General features: G+C 62.9%; 14 protein-coding genes. 7 read left to right on the forward strand and 7 right to left on the reverse strand.

Features of this window, described 5'->3' with window-relative positions; all coding sequences use genetic code 11:
* Positions 1–430 precede the first annotated feature (430 nt).
* Positions 431–1,075 carry a hypothetical protein gene (locus MHM88_RS02930; protein WP_239319154.1) on the reverse strand — a complete coding sequence of 215 codons (645 nt, stop codon included), beginning with the start codon at positions 1,073–1,075 and terminating at the stop codon, positions 431–433.
* A 365-nt stretch (positions 1,076–1,440) separates the two neighbouring features.
* Between MHM88_RS02930 and MHM88_RS02935 the strand changes: the two genes are divergently transcribed.
* The 3 genes from MHM88_RS02935 to MHM88_RS02945 are packed head-to-tail and all read left to right on the forward strand — an operon-like array spanning position 1,441 to position 2,903.
* On the forward strand, positions 1,441–1,851 hold the full coding sequence (locus MHM88_RS02935; RefSeq protein WP_239319152.1) for a hypothetical protein: 411 nt from the start codon (positions 1,441–1,443) through the stop codon (positions 1,849–1,851).
* A gap of 33 nt (positions 1,852–1,884) precedes the next feature.
* Positions 1,885–2,373 carry an AidA/PixA family protein gene (locus tag MHM88_RS02940; RefSeq protein ID WP_239319150.1) on the forward strand — a complete coding sequence of 163 codons (489 nt, stop codon included), beginning with the start codon at positions 1,885–1,887 and terminating at the stop codon, positions 2,371–2,373.
* A gap of 41 nt (positions 2,374–2,414) precedes the next feature.
* Positions 2,415–2,903, forward strand: a complete 489-nt coding sequence (locus tag MHM88_RS02945) for a hypothetical protein (RefSeq protein WP_239359808.1) — start codon at positions 2,415–2,417, stop codon at positions 2,901–2,903.
* A gap of 32 nt (positions 2,904–2,935) precedes the next feature.
* Here the strand turns inward: MHM88_RS02945 and MHM88_RS02950 are convergent, their stop codons facing one another.
* Genes MHM88_RS02950 through MHM88_RS02975 form a run of 6 tightly spaced genes read right to left on the reverse strand, consistent with a single transcriptional unit; the run spans position 2,936 to position 10,838 of the window.
* Positions 2,936–3,823 carry a sugar kinase gene (locus tag MHM88_RS02950; RefSeq protein ID WP_239359810.1) on the reverse strand — a complete coding sequence of 296 codons (888 nt, stop codon included), beginning with the start codon at positions 3,821–3,823 and terminating at the stop codon, positions 2,936–2,938.
* Positions 3,820–5,220, reverse strand: a complete 1,401-nt coding sequence (gene uxaC / locus MHM88_RS02955) for a glucuronate isomerase (protein WP_239359812.1) — start codon at positions 5,218–5,220, stop codon at positions 3,820–3,822. Before uxaC ends, MHM88_RS02950 begins: the two co-directional genes overlap by 4 nt.
* A 3-nt stretch (positions 5,221–5,223) precedes the next feature.
* The gene (locus MHM88_RS02960) at positions 5,224–6,639 is read right to left on the reverse strand and encodes a mannitol dehydrogenase family protein (RefSeq protein ID WP_239359813.1); all 1,416 of its coding nucleotides are present in this window, start codon (positions 6,637–6,639) and stop codon (positions 5,224–5,226) included.
* Entirely contained in the window at positions 6,636–9,008 is a 2,373-nt protein-coding gene (locus tag MHM88_RS02965) for a glycoside hydrolase family 31 protein (protein ID WP_239359814.1), read from the reverse strand. Before MHM88_RS02965 ends, MHM88_RS02960 begins: the two co-directional genes overlap by 4 nt.
* Positions 9,008–10,309, reverse strand: a complete 1,302-nt coding sequence (locus tag MHM88_RS02970; protein WP_239359815.1) for a TRAP transporter large permease — start codon at positions 10,307–10,309, stop codon at positions 9,008–9,010. The genes MHM88_RS02965 and MHM88_RS02970 overlap by 1 nt, the downstream gene beginning before the upstream one ends.
* 13 nt (positions 10,310–10,322) lie before the next feature.
* Positions 10,323–10,838: a TRAP transporter small permease gene (locus MHM88_RS02975; protein WP_239359816.1), complete on the reverse strand. Its 516-nt coding sequence runs from the start codon at positions 10,836–10,838 to the stop codon at positions 10,323–10,325.
* Positions 10,839–11,089: 251 nt separating this feature from the next.
* Between MHM88_RS02975 and MHM88_RS02980 the strand changes: the two genes are divergently transcribed.
* Genes MHM88_RS02980 through uxuA form a run of 4 tightly spaced genes read left to right on the forward strand, consistent with a single transcriptional unit; the run spans position 11,090 to position 15,841 of the window.
* The gene (locus MHM88_RS02980; protein ID WP_239359818.1) at positions 11,090–12,064 is read left to right on the forward strand and encodes a TRAP transporter substrate-binding protein; all 975 of its coding nucleotides are present in this window, start codon (positions 11,090–11,092) and stop codon (positions 12,062–12,064) included.
* An 18-nt stretch (positions 12,065–12,082) separates the two neighbouring features.
* The gene (locus MHM88_RS02985; RefSeq protein ID WP_239359820.1) at positions 12,083–13,894 is read left to right on the forward strand and encodes a glycoside hydrolase family 2 protein; all 1,812 of its coding nucleotides are present in this window, start codon (positions 12,083–12,085) and stop codon (positions 13,892–13,894) included.
* A complete protein-coding gene (locus MHM88_RS02990; RefSeq protein WP_239359822.1) occupies positions 13,891–14,622 on the forward strand; it encodes an FCD domain-containing protein in 732 nt (243 codons plus the stop codon). The genes MHM88_RS02985 and MHM88_RS02990 overlap by 4 nt, the downstream gene beginning before the upstream one ends.
* A 52-nt stretch (positions 14,623–14,674) precedes the next feature.
* Positions 14,675–15,841, forward strand: a complete 1,167-nt coding sequence (gene uxuA, locus MHM88_RS02995; RefSeq protein ID WP_239359824.1) for a mannonate dehydratase — start codon at positions 14,675–14,677, stop codon at positions 15,839–15,841.
* The last annotated feature ends 310 nt before the right edge of the window (positions 15,842–16,151 follow it).

A 16,151-nucleotide genomic window follows, 5' to 3' on the forward strand; every position in this document is an offset into this window, starting at 1 on the left:
GGATACCGGCCCCCAGCGCCCAAAAGCATCGTCCCGATAGACCAAAGACCGACGATGCATTAACATTCAAATTGGACCACTCGATGGGGGCACATCACCAGCTCTCCCAGCTTCAGGACGAAAAAATGAAGAATTTCAGCGGATTGAGCGCGAAGGAAAATCTCTTCACCTCTGGCATCGAACAACCGGCGTGTTGCCGTGACATAAGACGCAGTGCCAATTGCAACGGACCCCGAGCCGGAATCCGACGCAGCCATCGTGCGCTGCTCAGATCCGCCCTTGCCCTTCGAGATCTCTTGCGCTGGTTCTGCTGTTGGCCTGCGCATGACAGCCCCTACTCTCCCCTGACGCTCGCTTTCGCGGGCGGGCATACCTATCGATACAACCCTAGGGAAAACTTCACTGCCATCCAACTCTTTATGCGGGAGATTCAGCATTGGTCCACCGACTTCAGAAACAGGACGTCCTCGCCGATATGGGCGCAGTAGAGTTCGTCCATGACGATCGACTGCAATGTGCGTTTCGACTTCGCCGCAATCGTGAGGCGCGCCGCCCCGACCGTAAATCCCGCAGGCAACGCCGTGGACGGAAGCAATATGCCGATGCAGGCCGGGACGGTCATATGTGTCATGACAAGCCAGCCTTCACTGCCGAGCTGCACCTGGACGTGATCGAATACCGGATTGGGGGACCGTTCGATCGAAGTCAGATCCGCCAGGGCTTCGAGTTTGATCGGTTCGACAGAGGCCTGCGTCGGAAGCGGCGCCGCCTGCATGCGTCGCTCCAGGTTCAGGACCGTGCCAAAGGTCAGCCCATTGCCCAGGGACGTGCAATACAACCAATGTGAGCTGAGCGATTGGCCCGACTGAGAGACGCCGTTCCAGCTGTAACTCGCGCCGACCTGCAAGCGCGACACGGCACAGCCCGGCTCCAGATGCAGAAGATGCATGTGGGAGTGCATGATGCGCGCGCTCGAATAGGTGCCGGAGGCATTGAGCACCACCGGCTCTGCATCGCAAACGACACCGGGAATATAGGGAAACACCTGCACGGATGTGACAGTACGGCTTTCCATCCGGGCGGGTCCTTTGGTTCATTTGCAAGGGCGCTGCGTTCAGCTGTCTTGCAGCATGCGGCTCTCCGGCGCAGATTTCCTGAAATCAAACTGAAATCGCTCTGAAATCTCGCTGTGACCGCCACGGCACCCCACGGCCGAGGGTGGGACAAAGGCCAGGGAATGTCGTGCGTTATCAGATCGCTCGCGCCGCCCTTTGCAGATTTCGCCTGCGTTTCAGGATTATCGACGGCGGTGGTTCCAGACTGGGTGCTGTCAGCGGGTCAGCCCCGCGGCGTTCATACCTCAATCAGAACCCTCCGGTCCCAACGGATCCGGCCACCTGCGGGCCGCTTCGGAACCGGCGTCACAGAAAGGAAATGACGATGTCCGCCATTCAACCCAGTGACTGCACTATCTTTGTCCAGATTTGGGTCGACACAGATGCGCTGGTCAACGGTCAGACCACCGGGGTCTATCTCGTCGACAACAACCTCAATCACGGCAGTGCCAACGAAGGCAGCGTGAACCTGATGACCGCGGTGCCGGTCGGCACCAACATCTGCTGGTCCCTGCTGAACGTCGACCCGACCTCCGACACGATTCTGAGCATTCAGAACTTTGGCAACGCGGGTGTCTTCGGTGCCAGCGGCACGCCGCAGCAGGTCAATGCCACCACCTGGACCGGAACCGTGCAGGCACAGGGCGAAGACCGCTATGCGATCAATTTCTCCGCCCAGATCCCCGGCAAGTCCGGCATCACCACGTCGGTCGATCCGACGCTCAGCGTGCATTGAAGCAAGCCTCACCTCTGGAAAAAGGAAGTCAAAATGTCTGAAGCCGTCGCACAAGTCTCCACCGGCCGGAAGAGCGGCCTGCAACCCCAAACCAGTATCACCATCGCCGTGGATACCGCCTATGTTGCCGCGCAACAGGGGCAGAATGTGTCCAAGGGCATCTACATGATGGACAACCGTCTGCGGAATGGTTCGACCGGCGAGGGGACCCTCGAATTGAGCACCGTCTGCAACAACGGCGACCTGATCGGGTTCAACGTGGTGCCCATCAATGCCCTTGGCACCTCCGGCGATGAAGTCGTCATCACCGGCTTCACCGTATCCCAAGGGTCCGTGTTCACCGCTGCGGGCCAACCCCGCCAGCAGGAATCCCCCAAGGGGGAACCCCAGGGCGCCTATTGGGTTGGTCAGGCCATGCATCAAGGCGAACAAACCTACCAGATCCAGATCGAAGTGACCGTCGGCAAGCTGCAACCGGTCTCCTACTTCATCAATTGGGATCCGTTCATCACGGCCCGCTAGGGTCCTGAAGCGGGGCCGAAAGCGGAGGATGAGAAACGCCCATGTCGGCATTTGTATCCCCGGCGCGTCCCGTCTCGGCTGCCCTCACCCCTTCTGTGAGCATTGCAATCGCGGTCGACACGGCCGCGATTGCAGCCGTGCAGGACGGCAAAATCACGAGCGGCGTGTATATGATGGACAATCAGGTCCGCAACGGCTCTGGCCATGAGGGCCGCATCGACCTCCATACGGTCTGTAACGTGGGCGCATTGATCGGGTTTCAGGTGCTTCCGATCAACGCCGCAGGCACAAGCGGCGACAGCGCCACACTGACGTCCTTTGCGCTGCAAGGCGGTGATGATGTGTTCACCGGGGCCGGGCACCCCCGGGCCGAACCTCCGCCAAAGGGACTGGCACCGGGAAGCTACTGGATCGGACAGGCAATGGCCGCCGGGACCGAAGAATATCAGATCCAGATCGAAGTGACGGTTGGCGCCCTGCAACCGACCAGCTTTTATGTCACCTGGGAGGCGACACTCACCGCGTCCTGAAACGTTCGGCTGCGCGTCGCGTCAAACACCCCTCACGACGTCAGCAATGCTCCGGCGACCCTGAGGACTTTGGCGGCGTGGGCGTTGGCCTGATGCGCGGCCGCCTGCGGATCCTGTCCAGACAGATATGCCGCGATCCAGCCTGCGTTGAAGGCGTCTCCCGCACCGGTCGCATCGACGACACCCCCCGCCAGCATGGGCGGTGCGACCTGGCATCTGTGACCCGCCACATCCATCAACACGGGGTTTTCCGCATCCTTGACCACCACGACCTCGGCCCCAGCCTGGCGATAGCGCGCCAGGGTTGCCTCTGGGGTGTCATCCCCGAACAGCGCCTGTTCGTCGCCAAAACTCGGAAGAACACACCAAGACCGTGCCGCAGCATCGGACAAGACGTCACGGCACTGCTCGGCGCTGTCCCACAAGCGCGGGCGGATGTTTGGATCAAAACAGACACGCGCCCCGGATGCCGCGATCACGGCCCATAGCCGCACCCGGGCCTCCGGGGTCAGAATCGCCAGGGTGATGCCGGACAGATACACCAGCGCCGCCCCTTCCAAGGCCCGCGCCAGTGCTGCCTCATCGTCAGCCAGGCGACGCGCGGCGGAGTGGCTGCGCCAGTAGCTGAACACCCGGTCCCCCTGCTCCTGCCCAATCAGGTAAAGGCCCGGTGATGCCCCGGGCAGGCGCTGCACGTGATCGACACCGATGCCCGAAGCGGCGATGAAGTCGCGCATCCGGGTCGATGTCGCATCATCCCCGATGGCTGTCACATAGTTGATCTGATGCTGCTCATCCAACAGACGGCGCAGGTGCCAGGCGGTGTTGAACGTGTCCCCGGCAAACCCCATCCGGTAGAGCCCGCCGTCGACAGGCGCCATTTCCACCATACACTCCCCGATCACGGCAATGCGCATCATGTCGCCTCCACAAACCAGTCGCGTGCGTTCTCGTAGCAGATGCCCCGCACCAGCTGATGTAGCAACGCCTCGTCATCCGGCAGATGGCCGGTTTCCGACCAGCGTCCGATCATGCCGCAGAGCAGGCGCCGGAAATACTCATGCCGCGGGAACGACAGGAAAGAGCGGCTGTCAGTCAGCATGCCGAGAAAGGTGGACAACAGCCCGACCTGCGCCAGACTGCGCATCTGGCTTTCCATGCCATCCAGCGTATCGTTGAACCACCAGGCCGCGCCGGCCTGCACCTTGCCGGGGACGGATCCGTCCTGGAAGGTCCCCGCCGTGGCCGCCAGCACCGGGTTACGGCCCGGATCAAGCCCATAGAGCACCATCCGTGGCAATTGCCCATCGCGATCCAGCCGGTCCAGCAACCGGTTGAGCGGCCCGGCCATGTCGGTGTCGCGCAGCGAGTCGCCGCCTGCATCGGGACCGATGCGGTGCAGCAATCTGCTGGACCCGTTGCGTACCACGTTCATGTGGCATTGCATCACCAGCCCGCGCGCCGCATAGGCCCGCCCCAAGGCATCAAACAATGCCGCCCGGTGGACCGCGGCCTGCTCCGGCGAGACCGGGCGCCCGGCCCGCGCAGTCGCAAGCGCCGCGTCGAGCGCCGCCGCGCCGGGGATCTCGGCAGCATCGAGGTGATTGATGCCATGATCGGCCGCCTTGCAGCCATGGGCGACAAAATGGTCCAGACGCAGGAGCAGCGCCGCGACCAGATCCTCAAAGCTGCGGATCGGATGGGTCAGCGCTTCGAGGCGGTCGAGATACGCAGCGAACCCGTCCGCCTCGATCTGCACAGACTTGTCGGGCCGGAAGGTCGGGACCACCCGGATATCGGCGCCAGAAAGCGCCGCGTGATGCTCCAGCGTATCCAACGGATCATCGGTGGTGCCCACCAGTTCCACCTTCATCCGGCGCAACAGCCCCTGGGCGGAAAACCCGTCCTCGCCCAACTTTGCATTGGCCTGCGCCCAGACGCGATCCGCGGTGTCCGGTGACAGCACCGTGCCGTCCAGATCGAAATAGCGCCAAAGTTCGAGGTGGGACCAATGGTGCACCGGGTTCAGAACCGCGCGCGGCATGGCGGAGGCAAAGGCATCGAATTTCTCGCGCCAACTGGCCGCCCCCGTGACGCGCGCCTCGTCGATGCCGGCCCAGCGCATCACCCGCCATTTGTAGTGATCATGCGCCAACCACATTTCACCAAGCGTGTCCCACCGCCGGTCAGCCGCGATTTCCGCCGGCGGGAGGTGGTTGTGATAGTCGATAATCGGCAAATCCTGCGCGACCTCAAAATAGAGCCGCCTTGCGGTCTCCGTATTCAGCAGGAAGGACTGGTCTAGAAATCTGGCCATGGGTTATGTCGCCTCCATCAGAGCGGACAGGACGGAAGACAGCCCCTGCGCCTCGATCCGGTCATAGGCCGCCGTCACCTCACTTTCGAATTCAGGAGAATGCGCCAGCGTCGGCGGGACCACACCGGGCACCGCCAGCACCCCGGCAACCGGCCGGTCCGAGGCGGCAGCCGCGCGCAGCGCCTCCTGCCGGGGATCGGCGATCGGGGCAAGCCTTTGCAATCCCGTGACCCAGCAGGCGATGGCCACTGCCGCCACCGGCCACGGTCGCCCCGCTGTGATCGACTGCTCAACGGGCGCAAACAGCCGTTGGGGCATCTTGTTGCTCGTGTCGGTCGCAATCTGGTCCAGACGGTGATGCAGCCGGGTATTGGTGAACCGCGCAAGCAGATCCTCGGCATAGTCCGCAACATCCACGCCCGCCGGCAAATCCAGGGTCGGCGCTTGCTCTGCCAGCATCAGGCGCCGGACCGCCGCACACAGGGGCGCGTCCGTCATCGCCTCGGCCACGGTTTCATAGCCAAGAAGCTGCCCCGCCCAGGCAAGCGTGGTATGGGCGCCGTTCAAGAGCCGTAGCTTCATGTCCTCGAACGGCTCCACATCCGGGACGAGGAGTGCTCCACCGGCAGCGAAGGGCGGCGCTTCGCCGGCGAAGTCATCTTCGATCACCCATTGGCGGAAGGGCTCGCACAGGATCGCATTGGCATCATCACGCCCGAGTGCCTCTGCAACTTCGGCACGGCTGCTGTCGGTCATGGCGGGCACGATCCGGTCCACCATCGAGGAGGGAAAGCGCACTGTGCCTTCGATCCAGGCTGCCAGCTCCGGGTCCTGCGCCCGTGCAAATCCAAGGACGGCACGGCGGGTGAGCCTGCCGTTGGCCGGTTGATTGTCGCAGGACAGGATCGTCAGCCCCCCCTGCCCCGCGGCGCGCCGCCGTGCCAGCCCGGCCACAAGGACGCCGATCGCCGTGCGCGGCGCCTCAGCCCCCTCAAGGTCGGCCCGAATTCCAGGGTGGGTCAGATCGAGCGCACCACCCGACGTGCAATAGCCTTTTTCGGTGATGGTCAGCAGGATCACCGACAAATCGCCCGAGGCAATCAGGGCCGGCAGCGCGTCGGCCCCATCGCGCGCGGGGTGACAGGTACCGCAGAGCACACCAATCTCGCGCAACTGCGTCTGATCGCCATCCGCCTCGGCCACGTGATACAGATGATCCGCCTCCGCCAGGCGATCCAGGTCGTCGACACCGGAGTTCAGGCGCGCCGCGACCACTCCCCAGGTGCCTCCTGCAGTCTCGATTCCTTCTTGCAGGTAGACCATCGGATGCGCCCGCGCAAAAGCGCCAAACCCGATATGCAGGATGCGGGGTTTGAGGCTGGCCCGGTCAAGGGTGCTGGGATGTCTGATCACGCTCACAGGTGGATCCTCCCGTCAGGTTCAGTGGGGTTGGACAAGATAAGACTGCGGCGCTCCCCCGCGGGCAGCACCACCTCGGCGAGTGGGACATTCGGGGCGCCCGGCCCCTCGCGCTGCGTTAGAAGTGTGACTTCATCGGAGTCGCTGGACATCTCCAGGTGGGTGACACACCAGACGGGATCGACCGAGACACCATCGTCTTCGTACATAAGGCTCGTCCCCACCGCGTCGCCCGCCGCCGGAAACAGGGCAAGGCTGCGGCGAAGGTCCGCGGATGGCGCGGCGCGATCAGCACCTTCCGACAAGGGGATGACACTGCCACCACGCACAAAGAGCGGGATCGTCTCAAGCGTCACGGGCACCTCAAGCCATTGGCCGCCCTGGTGCCAGATCCCGGTGTGGAAATCCCACCAGCCCCCGGCATGCTCGGGCAGATAAACGGGGCGGCTGTCGACGCCCTTGTCCAGCACCGTCGCCACCAGAAGATCCCGCCCGAGCAGGAAGCTGTCAGTCTCCTGCCAGGCCTGCGGATCATGGTCAAAGTCAAGAAACAGCGGCCGCAGCATCGGTTCGCTCTGCGCCGCCGCCTGCCAGAGACAGGTATAGAGATAGGGCAAGAGCCTGTAGCGCAAGCGGATTGCGTTCCGGATCAGATCGGTGACCTCCGGATACATCCAGGGCTCGTTCACCGTCGCGTCATCGTTCCACGAATGGATGGTAAAGCGCGGGTGGAACACCCCGTTCTGGACCCAGCGCACGAACAGCTCCGGCTCGGGGCGCGGACCGGAGAAACCGCCGACATCGTGGCCGATGTTATAAAATCCCGACAGGCTCATCCCGAGGCCGGTGCGCTGGTTCCACCGCAGGGTTTTCCAGTCCGTCCGGTTGTCGCCACTCCAGGTCTGGGCATAGCGCTGCAACCCGGGCGCCCCGGACCGGCTGATCAGATAGGGACGTTTGTCCGGCGCTTGTTCCAATTGCGCCTCCATCGAGGCACGGGTCATCAGGATCGGCATCACCGGGCGCATCAGTGCAATATCGACTTCTTCGCCAAAGCCGGCACAACGGGCGTGGCGATCCCAGATCTCGTACTCATTATTGTCGTTCCAGGTCGACCCGATGCCGCGCGCCAGAAGCGCCGAGGCCACGTTGGCCTTCCACCACGCAACCGTATCCGGGTTGGTGAAATCGAGATGAGATCCTTCGTCATCCCAGAACACCGACCGCTCTGGCCCGCAGGCGGCATCGGCCTCGGCACTCGCGCGGATGAACAGACCCGCCTCCACCACCTCGTCATAGCGGGGGTGATCTTGCAACAGGCAGGGCTTGATGTTGGCGATCAGATGGATGCCTTGATCGGCAAACTTCGCCGCCATGCTCTCAGGGTCCGGCATCTTGTCATCGTTCCAGTTGAACACATACCGTTTGGCCCCGATGGAGGTGTAGCCCGACGACATCTGGAAGCTGTCGCAGGGTATCTGATGCTCTTCGATCCTGGCCAGGAACCCTTCGAGCTGCGCCTGCGCGTCGGGCGCGTCGGTATAGGACATGGTCGAGCCGGAGTAGCCCAGGCTCCAGCGCGGTGGAAACGCGGTGCCGCCCGTCAGTTGCTCCTGCCGCTTGACCAGATCCAGCAGCTGCGGCGCCCAGGACATGTAGAAATCGAGATCGCCATCCTCGGCCCGATAGGCACGATAGGGCGCGTGGTAATTGTCCAGCTCATTGCCGAGATCGAACCAGCAGCCGGCCAGATTGTCATAGAAGATCGACCAGCATCCCGCGCCCTGCGTGCGCGTCATCGTGAAGGGCACGTGTTTGTAAAGCGGATCGGTGCTTTCGGCGTCATAGCCCATCGCATCCAGATTTCGCATCTCATAGCGCTTGCCCGCGCGGTTCAGCGGCCCGGTTTTCTCACCCAGGCCATAGACCGGCTCACCCGCGGTACGGGACAGGAAATGCGCATGAGCGTGGTCGCGCAAGCCCAGGTGGAACGCCCCCGTCGCCCGATCCGTGGCGAAAGTCTGCCAGGCACCGTTGATCTTTGCCTCCCAGACCATCTGCAGCGGCTGCAGCACACGAAGCCGCAGCGTCTCTGTCGCGATGGTCAGCACGCCCTCTGCCGCCGAAACGACCGGTGGCGGGCATGTGAAACCTGAAAGATCTTCCCGCCGCCGCCCTTCCCAGGGGGCGTTTCCTCCCGGCGCAATCGTCCATGTGCGCCCAAGCCGCCAGGCTGCATCCTTTTTCAGCGACACGCGAAACAGCGCGTCCTCCAAAACGGAGATGTGCAGGAGGTGCCGTTCTTCGACACGCAGGGTGGCACCGGAGGCCGTCTCGGCCTCCAGCACCCATGATTTCAGGCATTTCATTATTGGTATCCCAACAGAACTCGCGGCAGGAACAGGCTGATCTCAGGCACGTAGGTCACCAGCATCAACAGACCGAACAACACCGCGTAAAAGGGCAACAGGGGGCGGATCACCTTGGCGATCGACGTGCCCCCCACCGAGCAGCCGACAAAGAGCGCCGACCCTACCGGGGGCGTGCAGATGCCGATGCAAAGGTTCAAGGTCATGACAACTCCGAAATGGACCGGATCCATGCCCAACCCTTGCACCACCGGCATGAAGATCGGCGTGAAGATCAGCAGTGCAGGCGTCATGTCCATGAAAGTGCCCACCACCAGCAGCGCGATATTGATCGCCAGCAGGATCGCCAGCGGATTCTCTGACAGCCCCAGCAGGAAGTCCGAAATCGCAAATGGAATACCACCAAAGGCCATCACCCGGCTCATCGCGATGGAGGCGCCGATCATCAGCAGCACGACCGAAGTGGTCACGGCACTTTCGATCAGGATCGCGGGCAGGTCCTTGACCGTGATTTCGCGATACCACACAAGCGCCAGCAGCAGCGTGTAGATCACCGCGGCGGCAGAGGCTTCGGTGGCGGTGAAAACGCCGGTGATGATGCCGCCCATGACAATGACGATCAGCCCGAGGGGCAGCGCCGCATCGCGGGCGGACACCAGCACCTCACGCAGCGCCGGGCGCGGCGCCACCGGGTAGCCGCGACGTTTGGCGATGATGCCTGCGACGATCATCAGCCCCAGCCCCATCAGGATACCCGGCAGATATCCGGCCACAAAGAGCGCCGCGATCGAGGTTCCGCCGGTGATCAGCGAGTAGACGATCAGCGTCGCGGAGGGCGGGATCAACAGCCCCGTCGGGCAGGAGGCAATGTTCACCGCCGCCGAGAATGCCGGATCATAGCCCTCTTTCTTCTGCAACGGGGACATGACACCACCGACCGCCGCCGCGGAGGCCACGGCCGAGCCCGAGATAGAGCCAAACATCATGTTTGCAATGACGTTGCAGTGGGCCAGTGCCCCGGGCAACCGCCCGCCAAGCACCTTCGCGAAGTTGATCAAGCGCATGGCGATACCGCCACGGTTCATGATGTTGCCCGCCAGAATGAAGAACGGAATGGCGAGCAGAGTAAAGCTGTCCAGCCCGGACGCCATCTGCTGCGCCACGATGAACAACGACTGATCGAAGCCCATGAACAGCAGGAACGTCGCGGTGGTGGCGATCCCGATGGAAAAGGCGATCGGAACCCCCAGCGCCATCAAGAGGGCAAAACTGCCGAACAGCAGGATAATGGCCAGTGTCATGTCAGTTCCGCCCTCAGTCCAGTGGTCCGCCCACAGGGGCGTCAGCCCCGGGGTCCGTCGTGCCCGGCCCATTTCGCCAAAGCTCAACCAGAAAAATCACGCAGTAGAAAAAGATAATCGCCCCGGCGAAAGGGATCGCGCCGTAGACATAGCCCATCGGGATTTGCAGGGCCGGAGTGACCTGCCCCGAGGCAAAGGTCTTGAGCACCAGCTGACCGCCGCCCTTGATCATGACCAGCGCCGCAAACCCCGCGATGGCGCAGAGACTGAACCCCTCGGCCACGCTCCGCGCCCGGCCACTGAGCTTTTGAGTCAACAGATCAATGGCCAGGTGACGCCGCAATCCCATCGTGTAGGCACCGCCGATCAGCGCAAGCCACATGAACAGGAACCGCGCCAGCTCATCCGTCACCGTGCTTGGCACGCCCAGGATGTAGCGGCTTATGACCTGCCAGCTGACGCAAGCCACCAGAACGACGAAAATCGCCGTGAGGACCGTCTTGAGCAATAGATCGACCGCCCACCTCATCTGCGGCCTGCCCTGCCCCAACGGGCTGATACGCTCCACGTCATAGGTCCCCTCCCCGCGACAACCATGTGAGATCTGCGCCAGACACTCGCGCAGGAATCCAAATTGGTCAACCAATTTCTAAAAACTTCCACACCCACGTTGCGATTTCGAAGTTTTGGTTGACTGAATCGAAAAGATGGGGAAGTTTCCTCGAATATTGGTCGACCAATTCTGACAGGTCAGACCAAAGCACCTTGGGAGGAGAGACCATGACCAAGACATTGACCACGGCCCTGTCCGCACTGGCGCTGGCGGCGTCTGCTGGCGTTGGCGCTGCCGCGACATTGAAACTGAACCACAATAACCCGCCGGATCACCCGGTTCACATCTCCATGCAGGTCATGGCCGACCGCGTGGCGGAACTGACCGATGGCGAGATCAAGATCCAGATTTTCCCGAATGCCCAGCTTGGCACCCAACGCGAATCCATGGAGCTGGTGCAGAACTGCGCGCTGGAGATGGCCCGCTCCAACGCCTCCGAGCTCGAAGCCTTCGAGGAGAGCTACTCGGCGCTGAACCTGCCCTACATCTTCTCCTCCGAAGAGCATTTCAACACCGTTATCACCGGCGACATCGGGCAGGACATCCTGAACGCCTCTGTCGATCAGGGGTTCCGTGGCGTGGCCTTCTACACCGAAGGTGCCCGCTCGTTCTATGCCCAGAAGCCGATCATGTCGCCCGCCGACCTGGAAGGCGTGAAGGTGCGCGTACAGCCGAGCCCCTCTGCCATCCGCATGGTCGAGCTGCTGGGGGGCAACCCGACCCCGATCTCCTGGGGGGAACTCTACAGCGCCTTGCAGCAGGGTGTTGTCGATGCGGCAGAAAACAATCCGACCGCGCTGACCACCGCCCGTCACGGCGAGGTCGTCACCGATTTCTCCCTTGATGAGCACACCATGATCCCCTCCGTGGTGGTGATCTCCAACTGTGCCTGGGACGCAATGACCGAAGCGCAGCAGGAAGCGCTGCGCACGGCGGCGCAAGACTCCATGGCTGCGCATCGCGAAGCGTGGAATGCGGCTTCTGCCGCCGCCATCGACGAAGCCAAGGCAACACTGAACGTGAACGTGCACGAGGTGGACAAGGCCCCCTTCGCCGAAGCTGTTCTGCCGATGCACGAAGAAGTCGCGGCGAAGTCGGAGCACCTCGCCGATCTGATCGATCGCATCAAAGCGGCACAATAAGCGATAGGCACAGGCACCATGCTGGAACGATCCGAACTCGCAGACAACGCGTTGCAGGCCCTGCACGACGAGGACTATGACCGTCCCTTCAACACGCAGAACCTCAACGCCGACACCTTGATCTTCACCCGTGGCCGCCAGGGGCAGTCGCTGGACGGGGACTGGAATTTCTGCGTCGATCTTCTGGACACCGGGCTTCGGCAGAAATGGTACGCCATGCTGCCCGAGGCTCCCGAGGACCGGATCGAGCCCTGGGATTATGATCCCTATATGGGCGAGACGGTGCCTGTGCCCTCCTGCTGGCAGATGCAAAAGGAGAAGTGGTACTTCTTCGAGGGCTCTGCCTGGTACACCCGCCCCCTCCTGCACGACCCTGCCCCAGACCGGCGGCAGGTGCTGCGGATCGGTGCGGCACAGTATGATTGCAAGGTGTTCCTGAACGGCGAATTCCTGGGCAACCACTATGGCGGCTCCACGCCGTTCTGTGTGGAATTGACCCAGGCCCTGAAGCCAGGCCAGAATTGGCTGATGCTCTGCGTCAACAACACCCGCACGCTGGACCGCGTGCCCATGCGCAACACCGACTGGTTCAACTACGGCGGTGTCTACCGGGAGGTGACGCTCTATGATCTGCCGCCGGTGGTGATCCGCGACCTGTTTGTCCGGCTCGAGAACGGCGCGATCCGTGCCTCTGTCGAGGTGGATGGAGACTGTGCCTCTGCCCGGTTGGCGATTCCCGAACTAGGAGTCGATACCGAACTGCCCCTGTCCGAGGGCAAGGGCGAGATCACCTTGGATGCCGCACCAGAGCTGTGGTCACCGGACACTCCGAAACTCTACGACGTGATCCTCAGTGCCGGAGGGGATCAGGTGCAGGACCGCGTCGGGTTCCGCACCATCGCGCGCGCGGGCACTGAAATTCTGCTCAACGGTGCGCCGATCTTCCTGCGTGGCATCTCTGTCCATGAGGATGACGCGACTCAGGGCAAGGTCACGGGTGAGACCGACATCCGCCGCCGCTTTGCCCACGCCAAGGAACTGGGCTGCAATTTCCTGCGGCTGGCGCATTACCCGCATCATGAACGCGCGGCAGAGATTGCCGACGAGATGGGCCTGATGCTCTGGGAAGAGGTCCCGGTGTATTGGGCGATTGATTTTGCCAATCCGGCCACCCGGCGTGATGCCGAAAACCAGCTGCGCGAACTCATCCGCCGCGACCGCAACCGCGCCAGCGTCATTATCTGGTCGGTCGGAAACGAGAACCCCGACACCGACGCCCGTCTCGACTTCATGCGCGGTCTTGCGGATCTGGCCAAGGCCGAAGACCCGACCCGCCTGACCTCGGCTGCCTGCCTGGTGAACCACGCCAAGCTGAAGATCGAAGACCGTCTGGCCGCGCATATCGACGTGATCGGCCTCAATGAATACTACGGCTGGTACGAAGAGAACTTTGACGAGCTGGGCGAGATCGGGCGCAACTCCGCGCCGGATCGCCCGGTTGTGATCTCCGAAACCGGCGCCGATGGCGACAGCACCGAACACGGACCCGAACGCGGGCTGTTCAGCCTTGCCTATCAGGACGAAGTCTACGCCAGGCAGATCGCCACCCTGCGCGCGCTGGACTATGTGAAGGGCATGTCGCCCTGGATCCTCTATGATTTCCGGGTCGAGCGGCGTCAGGGCATTTTTCAACGGGGCTGGAACCGCAAAGGATTGATCGCCGCCGATAAAGCGACGAAAAAACCCGCCTTTCACCGGCTCGCCGCCTATTATGCCGAACGCGCGGCAGAAGAAAGCCGCGCGACGCAAACCAGCGGGGAGACAGCATGAGCCAATACAGGCGCTATCAGGATGTGGCACAGGCCCTGCGGGTCGTGATCCGGGACGAAGGTTTTGCCGTGGGGGACCGGCTGCCGCCCGAACGGCAACTGTCGGAACGGCTGTCGGTGTCGCGCTCCCTGGTGCGCGAGGCGCTGATCATGCTGGAGATCGATGGTCTGGTGGAGGTCCGCAAGGGCTCCGGCATCTATCTCGCCGCTCCGTCTGCGACCACCGCACCGCCGGTGCGCGACGATATCGGTCCGTTCGAGCTGTTGCAGGCGCGGCAGCTTCTGGAAAGCTCGATCGCAGCCTTTGCCGCGGAAATGGTCACCAAGAACGACATCACCCGCATGCGCGAAGCCCTGGAGATGGAGCGCCAGCAGATCGAATCCGGCAGCGCCGACCACTCCGGAGACGAGCTCTTTCACCGTTTGATCGCCGAAGCGACACAGAATTCGGTGATGGTGGACATGGTCGACGAACTCTGGCGCAAGCGCGAACAAAGCCCGATGTGGGCCAAGCTGCACGACCGGATCTTTGACGCGGACTATCGACGTAACTGGCTGGAGGATCACCAGAAAATCCTCGCCGCGCTGCGCACGAAGGACAGAGACGGGGCGCGCGCCGCGATGTGGCAGCACCTCGCACATGTCCGTGAAACCCTGATGGAGCTGTCGGATGTGGATGACCCCGCCTTTGACGGCTACCTGTTCCAACCCATCTCCGCGCCGGGCTGACGGCGCAGTCCGGGCCTTTCCTGCCCACGAAAACAAAGAACAAGAGGATCGCATGATCGAAACCTGGCGCTGGTTCGGCCCCGATGACCCCGTGACGCTGGAGGATGTCCGCCAGGCCGGTGCGACCGGTATTGTCACTGCCCTGCACGACCAGCCGAACGGCACCGTCTGGTCCGTGGAAGCCATCACCGAGCGTCGCGACATGATTGCTGCAGCAGGTCTCAAATGGGAGGTGGTCGAGAGCGTTCCGGTGCATGAGGACATCAAGCGCGGCGCTCCGGGCTGGGAGGACAAGGCCGACGCCTGGGCGCAGTCGCTCCGCAATCTCGCCGCCTGCGGCATCCGGACCGTGTGCTACAACTTCATGCCGCTATTGGACTGGACCCGCACCGACCTGACCCATGCGTTGCCGGATGGCGCGCTCTGCCTGCGCTATGATGCGGTGGATGCAGCGGTGTTCGACATTCATATCCTTGGCCGAGAGGCCGCCGCGGCCGACCACCATCCTGAGATTGCAGCCCGCGCGGCGACACGCCACGCCGCGATGAGCGAAGCAGACTGCCAGCAGCTGACGCGGACCATTATCGCGGGCCTCCCCGGCGCCGAAGAGAGCTTCGACCTCGACAGCTTTCGCGCTCATCTGGCGATGTACGACGGGATCGATACAGCCCGCCTGCGGTCGAATCTGGCGGCCTTCCTGCGCCGTGTCGTCCCCGTCGCCGAAGAGGAGGGCGTCACGCTTGGGATTCATCCCGATGATCCGCCGTTCCCGATCTTTGGTTTGCCACGGGTGGTCTCCACGGCAGAGGACCTTCAGGCGATCCTCGACATGGTGGACAGCCCGGCAAACGGTCTGACCTTCTGCACCGGCTCGCTCGGGGTGCGTGCGGACAATGATCTGCCGGCAATGCTGACACGGTTCGGCCCGAGCGTGGCTTTCCTCCACCTGCGCGCAACCCTGCGCGAAGCCGATGGCATCAGTTTCCATGAAGCGCCGCATCTGGCGGGGGACGTGGACATGGTGGCAATCTGCAAGGCGGCCCTGGAAGCAGAAACCGCACAAGGGCGCGCGCTTCCGTTCCGGCCCGACCATGGGCATATGCTGGCCCATGACCAACGCACGGCCAGCACACCCGGCTACCCCTATATCGGCCGTCTCCGGGGTCTGGCCGAACTGCGCGGCATCCTGCACACGCTGGCCCACAGCGCCGCGATATAAAATCGGCGGTGGGGCCAGCGGGCGCGCCCTCTGGAATATTTGCTTGCGGCGGAGGACCACTCGCAGATCCCTGAGAAGCGGGAGCCGGGCCAGTCGATCTGTCCCGGGCCTCATCGCCACGGCCAGCGGCAGCTTGCCGCCACCCCCGGAAGACGCGGCGCCCGCCAGCACATGGCATCGGCGCTGCGTTTTGTCGCGCGGGGACACGACCTCATTTCCATCTGACAGATTCGCGGCGGGCGTATTTCAGGTTGTGTGCATCACAAAAATAGGAGCACAGGATTTTGTTCGCCTGCCTCACACCGGCAGC

The sequence above is a fragment of the Epibacterium sp. MM17-32 genome (assembly GCF_022348205.1).
GTDB lineage: Bacteria > Pseudomonadota > Alphaproteobacteria > Rhodobacterales > Rhodobacteraceae > Epibacterium.

Excerpts from the sequence above, each read along its gene's own strand:
- MHM88_RS02930 (WP_239319154.1), bottom strand. The coding sequence starts at position 1,075 with ATGGAAAGCCGTACTGTCACATCCGTGCAGGTGTTTCCCTATATTCCC.
- MHM88_RS02935 (WP_239319152.1), top strand. The coding sequence starts at position 1,441 with ATGTCCGCCATTCAACCCAGTGACTGCACTATCTTTGTCCAGATTTGG.
- MHM88_RS02940 (WP_239319150.1), top strand. The coding sequence starts at position 1,885 with ATGTCTGAAGCCGTCGCACAAGTCTCCACCGGCCGGAAGAGCGGCCTG.
- MHM88_RS02945 (WP_239359808.1), top strand. The coding sequence starts at position 2,415 with ATGTCGGCATTTGTATCCCCGGCGCGTCCCGTCTCGGCTGCCCTCACC.
- MHM88_RS02950 (WP_239359810.1), bottom strand. The coding sequence starts at position 3,823 with ATGATGCGCATTGCCGTGATCGGGGAGTGTATGGTGGAAATGGCGCCT.
- uxaC (WP_239359812.1), bottom strand. The coding sequence starts at position 5,220 with ATGGCCAGATTTCTAGACCAGTCCTTCCTGCTGAATACGGAGACCGCA.
- MHM88_RS02965 (WP_239359814.1), bottom strand. The coding sequence starts at position 9,008 with ATGAAATGCCTGAAATCATGGGTGCTGGAGGCCGAGACGGCCTCCGGT.
- MHM88_RS02970 (WP_239359815.1), bottom strand. The coding sequence starts at position 10,309 with ATGACACTGGCCATTATCCTGCTGTTCGGCAGTTTTGCCCTCTTGATG.
- MHM88_RS02975 (WP_239359816.1), bottom strand. The coding sequence starts at position 10,838 with ATGAGGTGGGCGGTCGATCTATTGCTCAAGACGGTCCTCACGGCGATT.
- MHM88_RS02980 (WP_239359818.1), top strand. The coding sequence starts at position 11,090 with ATGACCAAGACATTGACCACGGCCCTGTCCGCACTGGCGCTGGCGGCG.
- MHM88_RS02985 (WP_239359820.1), top strand. The coding sequence starts at position 12,083 with ATGCTGGAACGATCCGAACTCGCAGACAACGCGTTGCAGGCCCTGCAC.
- MHM88_RS02990 (WP_239359822.1), top strand. The coding sequence starts at position 13,891 with ATGAGCCAATACAGGCGCTATCAGGATGTGGCACAGGCCCTGCGGGTC.
- uxuA (WP_239359824.1), top strand. The coding sequence starts at position 14,675 with ATGATCGAAACCTGGCGCTGGTTCGGCCCCGATGACCCCGTGACGCTG.